We start from the raw sequence: 8,584 nt of genomic DNA, 5'->3' as shown, positions 1-8,584 counted from the left end.
CAACCCCGCCCCCCCGAACTATTTCGCCCTCTGGCTCGCCTAAATTGAGCGAGTGTTGGGGGGGGGGTTATGGGACTGATCTTTTCTGGGCGGCCGGCCCCCCCCCCCCCCCCGCCGCGCCCCGCCCACCTCTCCCCCATTAAAATGGGAGCGGGGAAACACCGATCACCAAGGCCGCGACCCCAGAAAACTTGGGTTCCTCGCCCCACGAAGTGGGGAGAGGTGGTTTGCGAAGCAAACCGGAGAGGGGAAATCATAAAGAGCCGTTCGAAACAGCTCTCTATGATTCAACCAAGCCCTCCAACCCTGTGATTCACCGCTTCAAATTCACCACGATGACGCCGCCGAGCGCCAGCGCGCCACCGATGATGCCGAGCAGCGTCGGCACCTCGCCCAGCCAGAAGAAGCCGATCAGAGTCGCCACCGGCGAAACCAGATAAAGGAAGTTCGAGGCGCGCGCCGCCGGCAGCCGGGAAAGTGCTGTCGCCCAGGCGGCGTAGGCGATGAGGCTTGGCACGATGCCGAGAAAGACGACGGCGCCGAGACCGGCGGTATCGGCAACTGCCGCCTGCGCCAGGCCGTTCGGCAGGAAGGGCAGCAGGCAGAGCGCGCCGAGCACCATGTTCGAGGCCGAAATGGTCAGCGGATGATGGCTGGCAAACAGCGGCTTTTGCACGATGGTGTTGACCGCCGAGCACAGCGCCGAGCCGAGGACCAGCAGCGCGCCATTGTTGAAATGCAACCCTTGCCCCTCGCCCATGGCGATGATGCCGATGCCGGCGAAGGACAGCAATGTGCCGGCCCAGGCCAGGCCCGAGAAGCGTTCGCCAAGCAGCGCCATCGCCATGATCGCGGTGAAGATCGGGCTGACATTGATGATGAAGCCGGCAGCACCCGCCGAGACGGTCAGCTCGCCGAAATTGAGCATCGCCGTATACAGCGCAACGAAGACGGCGCCGCCGAAGGCAAAGCGCCATAATTCATCGAGCCGGGGCAGCGCCGGCCGCTTGACGGCGAGGAAGATCGCCGCCGGCACCGCCGCGATGGCGAAGCGCAGCGCGCCAAGTTCCAGCGGCCCGAAAGCGACGAGGCCGGCACGGATCGCCGGAAAGGCGGAGGCCCAGCCGACCACCGTCAACGCCACCGCAATGGCCGCCGTGGTGTCGATCCGCTGTGTCGTATTCAACGTGCCGGTACAAGCGTTCATTTCATTAATCCCGCGTTTCATGCTCTCAATATACAAAGCGCCTTTCCCGATCGGTTGACAAACGACCAAATCGAGGGTCAGCTGTGATTATGGATCACAGCTCAGACGCGATGCTGCCGCTCGAAACCCTGCGCGCCTTCGACGCCGCGGCACGGACGGGCAGCTTTTCAGCCGCTGCCGAAAAACTCAATCTCACCCATGGCGCCGTCAGCCGGCAGATCGCCAAGCTCGAGGACTGGCTCGGGCTGAAAGTGTTCGATCGCGGCGCGCGAGGTGTCTCACTGACGATCGAAGGCAACCGCCTGCATCTGCGCACCATTGAGGCCTTCGCGCTGATATCGAGCAATTCGGACCGCTGGATCGAGCCGCGCGGCACCGCCGTGGTGCGGCTGACCTCGATCCCCTCGGTCAGCGGGCTGTGGCTGATGCCGCGCATGGCGGCGCTGGAAAACAATCCGTCCAGGCTGCGCATCGTGCTCGACGTCGATATCCGCCAGGCGGACCTTGCCGACGAGGGCATCGATCTGTCGATCCGCTGCGGCCGCGGCCGCATCCCCGGCCGCGTCTCGGTGCAGCTGTTCGAGGAACATGTGTTTCCGGTCGCCTCGCCGGACCTCGCCCGCGAGATCGGCCGAGGCGACCCTGCCCGGCTGCTCAAATTCCCGCTGATCAACGATTCCGACGCCTCGGCCTGGCGTGCCTGGTTTGCCGCACAGGACATCGACTATCGCCCGCGTCCGCAGGACCGCCGTTTCGAGGACTACAATCTGGTGCTCGGCGCGGCAGCCCATGGTCTCGGCATCGCGCTGGCGCGGCCGCCGATGACCGAGGATCAACTGAAGTCTGGCCGTATCATCGCCGTCGACGAGCGCGTCGTCCTCAGCCCGATATCCTACTGGCTCGACCGGCCTATCGGGCGCCCGCGCGCCGCCGCAGCCGAGCTTGCCCGGCGCATCGCGGCCCAGGCGGGACTGGCGGCGGAAAAGATCGAGGATTTCATCGCAGCCGAGCAGTAGGATGCGGGGCATCCACTTTGCCGGCCTGCTCGGCTGGTTGCCGTCCGAAACGAAGCCGACTGAAGTCAATCTTGCCTCGCTCGGAGCTTGACCTTGCCGGCATTTTGTGGCGATGACATCGTCATGAACCTTGGCTCCATGTCATGATGAATCGCTTTGAAGGCCCCGGCGGCAAGGAAGCCCGTATCCGCTACCTGGACGGCGACTTCCAGGTGACCAGCCCCGGCGCCTTCGTGCGCTGTGCGGTCACCGGCGAAAGCATCCCGCTCGATGAGCTCAAATACTGGAGCGTCGCCAGGCAAGAGCCCTATGTGAGTGCCGCGGCCTCGCTGCGCCGCGAGATCGAGGCACATCCCGAACTGCGCAGCCGGCGCTAAACCGGTTACGCAGAATGAGACGCGATCTGTAACGGTCCTTCGCGCCCCCTCTGCCTGCCGGCATTCCGCAAAGGTTCTGCCGTCGCGACTCTCGAAAGCCCCTGGATCAGCCCTGCAGCTTGCGCTGCCGCCAGGCATCCAGCGTCTCGTCGATGATGCGTTCGGGCACGTGGTCGGGATCGAACACGGTGTCGATCTCCAGCACATCGAGCTGTCCGAGGAAATCGGCCGACGCGGCATCGTGGCGCAGCCGGGCGGCGTCCTTGGCGGTGGTGATGAGGCCAAGTCCGGCACCTCGCGCTGTCGTTGCCAGTTCGGCCAGTTCGTCCTTGCCATAGAAATGATGGTCAGGAAACGACCGGGCCAGCGCAACCTCGCCGCCGGCCTGACGGACCGTGTCGAAGAATTTGTCGGGATGGCCGATGCCGGCAAAGGCCAGATATCGCTTGCCGGCCAGCCCCGCCTTGCTGGTTGGCCGCGTATGAGCCTCGAAGATCGGCCGACCGGCGCGCGCCGCCTGGCGAACGACGGCATCGGCAGCAAGGCCCTCGCCCATCTTCAGCAGTGCGCTGGTGAAAACCAGTTGGTCGACGATGCCAGCCCTGAGCGGACCGCCGGGAATGACGCGTCCGTTGCCGACGCCGTAGCGTGCGTCGACGACGACCAGCGCATAGTCGATGTGGATGCGCGCGCTCTGGAAACCGTCATCCATGATCAGGAAATCACAGCCATGCTTTTCCAGCAGGAGGCGGGCGCCGGCGGCACGGTTCGGCGTCACTGCGACCGGCGCGTGCTCGGCCAAAAGCAGCGGTTCATCGCCGACATGCTTGGCGGCGTCATGATGCGGATCGACGACATGCGGCCGCGCAAAGGAGCCGCCATGGCCGCGCGACAGGAAACCTGGATTGAGCTGCATGCGCCTGGCTTGCCGGGCCAGTGCGATCGCCACCGGCGTCTTGCCGGTGCCACCGACGGTGAAGTTGCCGACGCAAAGCACCGGCGCCTCGATCTTCTCGCGCGCCGCCGAGCGCATGCGGCGACCGGCAACCAGCGCATAGACCGCCGACAGCGGCGCCAGCGCCAGCGCCCGCCAGTCCGGTTCTTCCCACCAGAAGGGGGGCGCTTCGCTGGCCATCTTAACGGCCGTTGGCGCCCTTGAGGCGCGATTTGACGACCAAAGGCTGAATGTAGGGTTCGAGCGACTTCAAGGTGAGCGCCAGCGCGCCGCGCATCTCTTCGACAGTCGCCGCACCCGCCGCCATCATCTCGTGGCGAGCCACCTCGTTCGTCAAAAGGAAATTGACGGCGCCGGCCAGCATGTCGCGGTCGCGCACCAGCTTGGCGCCGCCGCTGTCGAGCAGGCGCTGATAGGTCTCGCGAAAATTCTGGACGTTGCGGCCGGCCAGCACCGCCGTGTCGAGCATGGCCGGCTCCAGCGGGTTCTGGCCACCCTCCGAGGTGAGCGAACGGCCAACGAAGGCGATCTCTGTCAGCCGGAGATAAAGCCCCATCTCGCCCATCGTGTCGCCGAGCAGAATGTCCGTATCGGCGATGATGCGGTCGCCCTTGCTGCGCCGCGCGAGTTTCAGGCCCATGCCGGAAATCTGCGCGGCAAGCGCTTCGGCGCGATCGGGATGGCGCGGCACGACGATCGTCAAAAGACCGTGGTGCCGCTTGTGCAGCATCGCGTGAACCTCGGCGGCGACCGCCTCCTCGCCGTCATGGGTCGAGATCGCCGCCCAGGTCGGGCGGGCGCCGATCTGGCGCTTCAACGTGTACAGCGCCCTTTCATCGGCCGGCGGCGGCGTGGTGTCGACCTTGAGATTGCCGGATACGGTGACCGGCCGGGCGCCGAGCGAGAGGAAGCGCTCGCCGTCGACATCCGACTGGGCGACAACATGGGCGAGATTCTCGAACAGCGCCTCGGCTATGTTGGCGCGCTTCTTCCAGGATTTGTACGAACGGTCCGACAGCCTGCCATTGACCAGCACCTGCGGCACACGGCGTGCGCCGAGTTCGAGGATGGTCATCGGCCAGATCTCCGATTCGGCGATGATCGCCAGATCCGGCCGCCAATGGTCGAGGAAGCGGCTGACCGCCGGCTTGAGGTCGAGCGGCACGTATTGGTGGATGATGCGGTCGCCGAGCCGTTCCTCGGCAACCTGAGCGGAGGTGACGGTCCCCGTCGTCAGAACGATATTGACGCCGTAGTCGAGGATGCTCTCGACCAGCGGCACGACGGCGATCGTCTCGCCGACGCTCGCCGCATGGATCCAGATCAGCGGCCCTTCGGGGCGCTCGCGCCCGGCGATGCCATAGCGCTCGCGCCGGCGAATTCGATCCTCCTTGCCTCTGGAGGTGCGCCAGGCGACATAGGGCCCGACCAGGGGATAGGCGGCTGCGCCTGCGAAACGATACGCCGTCAGGAAAGTGCGCGCCCAGCGCTCGCTCATTTTGGGCCATCCACGAGGCGGTAGGCCTCGGCGGTCGCGGCGTTGAGCGCGGCCGTGACCTCCTGGCGCTTGCGTTCCATTTCAGCCTCGTCGGCGTTGGCCGGAACGAACACCGGCGCTCCAAGCACGATCGAGGAGCGGCCGAACGGCAGATTGATCGTGGTCTTGTCCCAGCTGCGCTCCAGCACCTTGCGGCGGCTGGTGGCGATGGCGGCGGGCAGGATCGGCCGGCCCGAAAGCCGCGCCAGGAGAACGATGCCAAGCCCGGCGTCGCGCGGCGTGCCATGCGGAATGTCAGCGATCATGGCGACGTTCTTGCCGGTGGCGAGTGACTTTTTCAGGGCGATCAGCGCTTTGGCGCCGCCCTTGTCGCGACGCTTCGAGCCTTCGCGTCCACCCGAGCCGCGCACCGCCTCGATCCCGAATTTCTCGATCATCAGTGCGTTGAGCTCGGCATCGGCACTACGCGACACCATGGCGACCACTGGCCGTCCCCCGGGATAGTAGGCCGGAGTCAGAAGATGCTGGCCGTGCCACAGCGCGATGATGGCGGGTTCGAACTGCGAGTAGGCGCCGCCCGACATCTGCGCCGATCCGTCGACAGCACGATTGGTCAGGCGGACGAGGCGAACGAACTGCGCAAACAGGCTGGCGATGGCGTTCTTGACGAATCGCGATTGCGCCAGCGGTTCGCGTATCTTGCGCCAGAATGTCTTCGAGGTGCCACCGCGACGCCGCCTTGCCGCGGACCTCGTGGCCGGCCCTTTCACGCCTTCATGATCCATCCATGTCAACCGGCAGGCTTGTTTTCGGGGTCGAGCAACCGGTGCAGGTGAACGACGAAATAACGCATGTGGGCATTGTCCACGCTGGCTTGGGCCTTGGCTTTCCACGCCGTTTGCGCGGATTGATAATCCGGATAGATGCCGACGATATCGAGCGTCTCGAGATCACGGAATTCTGTCCCGCCAAGCGTCTTCAGTTCGCCGCCGAACACCAGGTGCAAAAGCTGCTTCTTTCCGTCTTCCGCGGTCATGTCGGTCCTTCACATATCGTGAGTTTGTGACAGGTCTAGACCAAAGCCGCCGACTTTGGAACCATTGATGATACGTTCAGCCGTCCAGCCCTGCGACGACGGCGGAGAGGACGGCGAGCAGTTCGCCGCTGCCGGCAACCAGCGCGCCGTGCTGGATGACTTCGCCGGCATAGCGGGGTGCGCGGCCCTTCTGGTCGAGCAGGGCGCCGCCGGCCTCGCGCAGGATGAGATCCGCCGCGGCGATGTCCCAGTCATGTGCGCTGGGTTTGACGAAGGTCGCGTCGAGCCTGCCATTGGCGACCATCGCCAGCCGATAGGCGAGCGAGGGAATATAGGGCACGCGGCTCAGCCGCCCCTGCCATTGCGCCGGCATCAGGGCGATCAATGGCTTCGGCCCGCCAATTTCGACCATCGCTGCCGGGCGGCGCACGGCAATGCGACGGCCATTCAGGAACGCCCCCTCACCGGGCAGCGCCCAATAGGTCTCCTCCGTGGCAGGACATTCGAGCACGCCGGCAAGCGTGCGGCCGTCCTCGACCACCGCGACGCTGACGCACCAGGAGCGCAGGCCTTCGAGGAAGCCGCGCGTGCCGTCGATCGGATCGACGACGAAAGTGCGGCGGGCGGCAAGCCTTGCCGGATCGTCGGCCGTCTCCTCCGACAGCCAGCCATAGTCCGGCCGTGCCGCAAGCAAGGTTTGGCGCAGATAGGCGTCGGCGGCGTGATCGGCCTCGCTCACCGGCGAGGTGCCGCCCTTCATCCACACTTGCGGATTGTTGCCGAAATAGCGCATGGCGATGTCGCCCGCCTCGCGGGCAGCGTCGCGCAGCAGCGGCAGATCCTCACGAGCCCCGGCGGCGGAGGCGACCTGGTCAAGCTCCGGCAAGGGTCATGCCTTCGATCAGCAGCGTTGGTGCGGCGGTGCCGAAATTGCGATCGAGATCGCTCGCCGGAACCATGTTGAGGAACATCGTCTTCAGGTTCGAGGCGATGGTCACTTCCGCAACCGGATAGGCGAGTTCGCCATTCTCGATCCAGAAGCCGGAAGCGCCGCGACTGTACTCGCCAGTCACCATGTCGACGCCCTGGCCGAACACCTCGGTGACGTAAAAGCCTGATTTGAGCGACTTGATGAGGTCCTCGGGCGTCCGCTCGCCCGGCTCGATGGCAAGATTGGTCGATGACGGCGAGACGGAGGAGCCGTTGCGCGAGCCGCGCCCGTTGGTGGTCAGCCCCAATTCCCGCGCGACTGAGGTCGACAGGAACCAGTGGTTCAAAACGCCCTTCTCGACCATGAGCAGCTTTTCGCCCTCGATGCCTTCGCCGTCGAACGGACGCGACGCCTGGCCACGGAGCCGGAGCGGCTGGTCGGTGACGGTGATCGCGGCCGCCGCCACCTGCTTGCCCATCATGTCGCGCAGAAAGCTGGTCTTGCGCGCGACGGAGGCGCCATTGATGGCGCCGGCGAGATGGCCGGCGATGCCGCGGGCGACGCGCGGGTCGAACACCACATCGACCGGCCCGGTCGCCGCCTTGCGCGCGCCGATGCGCCGCGCCGCGCGTTCGCCGGCCTTGCGGCCGATGTCCTCGGGCGCGTCGAGATCGGAGAAATGCTGGCGCGAGGAGAATTCATAATCGCGCTCCATGCCGGTGCCCTCGCCGGCGATGACGCTGGTCGAGCGCGAAAAGCGCGAGGCGACATAGTGGCCGACAAAGCCGTGCGAGGTGGCGAGCACCAGCCCGCCAAGCCCGGCGCTGGCGCCGCTGCCGGCCGAATTGGTAACGCCCTTGACGGCAAGGGCCGCCGCTTCCGCGGCCAGCGCCGCTTCCTTCAATTGGTCGGCCGAGACTTCCGTCGGATCGAACAGATCGAGGTCGCGCGGCTTCTTGACCAGCAAGGCCGGATCGGCGAGGCCCTGGTAGGGATCTTCCGGCGAGACTTTCGCCATCGCCACGGCGCGCTCGGCTAGCGCTTTCGGGTCGGAGGCAGCGGTTGCCGAGACGCTCGCCACCCGCTTGCCGACGAAGACGCGCAGCGAGACATCCTCGCTCTCGGACGCCTCCGTGCCCTCGACCTTGCCAAGCCGCACCGACACGCCGGTCGAACGGCCGCGCACCGCAACCGCGTCGGCGGCGTCGGCGCCGGCCCGTTTGGCAGCCTCGACCAGGGCCGCGACCCGGTCGGTCAATTTCGCTGAGTCCAGCGTATCGGTCATGCGCATAGTCCTGTTTTCCCGCCTGACATAAGGGGCGGCCGCTCCGCACCATCTATTGTTCTGATGTGGCTTGTGCAATGGCAGAAGTGGCAAGCGGGGTAGATCGGCCAGCAGACACCCGTTTTGGGCGGCATGATCGAAGCGGGTCCTCACAGGTTGCTTCGCGGCGGTTTGGGACCGGCCGATAGCCCATTGACGCCGTGCTCCGACCACAAGTGGACGTTCGACTGCGGTAACGCCTTTGTCCTTCCACGTATGATCGCCACCTGCTCGAAACCG

9 protein-coding genes are annotated in these 8,584 nt (G+C 65.8%); 2 read left to right on the top strand and 7 right to left on the bottom strand.

Going from position 1 to position 8,584, the window contains the following annotated elements; translation table 11 throughout:
• Positions 1-313 precede the first annotated feature (313 nt).
• Positions 314-1,207 (bottom strand): DMT family transporter, encoded by an 894-nt coding sequence (locus AC0L2A_RS26665; RefSeq protein WP_287229816.1) that lies wholly within the window; start codon positions 1,205-1,207, stop codon positions 314-316.
• An 89-nt stretch (positions 1,208-1,296) separates the two neighbouring features.
• On the opposite strand from AC0L2A_RS26665, the gene AC0L2A_RS26660 reads away from it, so the two are divergent.
• Together AC0L2A_RS26660 and AC0L2A_RS26655 are read left to right on the top strand one after the other, a co-directional pair.
• A complete protein-coding gene (locus tag AC0L2A_RS26660) occupies positions 1,297-2,223 on the top strand; it encodes a LysR substrate-binding domain-containing protein (RefSeq protein WP_473611333.1) in 927 nt (308 codons plus the stop codon).
• A 143-nt stretch (positions 2,224-2,366) separates the two neighbouring features.
• A complete protein-coding gene (locus AC0L2A_RS26655) occupies positions 2,367-2,600 on the top strand; it encodes a DUF2093 domain-containing protein (protein ID WP_027153867.1) in 234 nt (77 codons plus the stop codon).
• Positions 2,601-2,706: 106 nt separating this feature from the next.
• Here AC0L2A_RS26655 and lpxK read toward each other — a convergent pair whose 3' ends face one another.
• From lpxK to AC0L2A_RS26625, 6 genes are all read right to left on the bottom strand, one after another.
• On the bottom strand, positions 2,707-3,735 hold the full coding sequence (gene lpxK / locus AC0L2A_RS26650; RefSeq protein ID WP_473611331.1) for a tetraacyldisaccharide 4'-kinase: 1,029 nt from the start codon (positions 3,733-3,735) through the stop codon (positions 2,707-2,709).
• A gap of 1 nt (position 3,736) precedes the next feature.
• Positions 3,737-5,053 carry a lipid IV(A) 3-deoxy-D-manno-octulosonic acid transferase gene (gene waaA, locus AC0L2A_RS26645; RefSeq protein WP_023802309.1) on the bottom strand — a complete coding sequence of 439 codons (1,317 nt, stop codon included), beginning with the start codon at positions 5,051-5,053 and terminating at the stop codon, positions 3,737-3,739.
• Entirely contained in the window at positions 5,050-5,838 is a 789-nt protein-coding gene (locus tag AC0L2A_RS26640; RefSeq protein WP_473611330.1) for a lysophospholipid acyltransferase family protein, read from the bottom strand. The genes waaA and AC0L2A_RS26640 overlap by 4 nt, the downstream gene beginning before the upstream one ends.
• A gap of 5 nt (positions 5,839-5,843) precedes the next feature.
• Positions 5,844-6,089 (bottom strand): DUF4170 domain-containing protein, encoded by a 246-nt coding sequence (locus AC0L2A_RS26635; protein ID WP_023802307.1) that lies wholly within the window; start codon positions 6,087-6,089, stop codon positions 5,844-5,846.
• Positions 6,090-6,165: 76 nt separating this feature from the next.
• Positions 6,166-6,975 carry a 3'(2'),5'-bisphosphate nucleotidase CysQ gene (locus tag AC0L2A_RS26630; RefSeq protein ID WP_473611329.1) on the bottom strand — a complete coding sequence of 270 codons (810 nt, stop codon included), beginning with the start codon at positions 6,973-6,975 and terminating at the stop codon, positions 6,166-6,168.
• Entirely contained in the window at positions 6,962-8,305 is a 1,344-nt protein-coding gene (locus AC0L2A_RS26625) for a TldD/PmbA family protein (RefSeq protein ID WP_473611327.1), read from the bottom strand. The genes AC0L2A_RS26630 and AC0L2A_RS26625 overlap by 14 nt, the downstream gene beginning before the upstream one ends.
• Positions 8,306-8,584: the final 279 nt, after the last annotated feature.

The organism is Mesorhizobium sp. WSM4844 (genome assembly GCF_055811775.1).
This window is presented reverse-complemented; position numbering and strand designations above follow the sequence as displayed.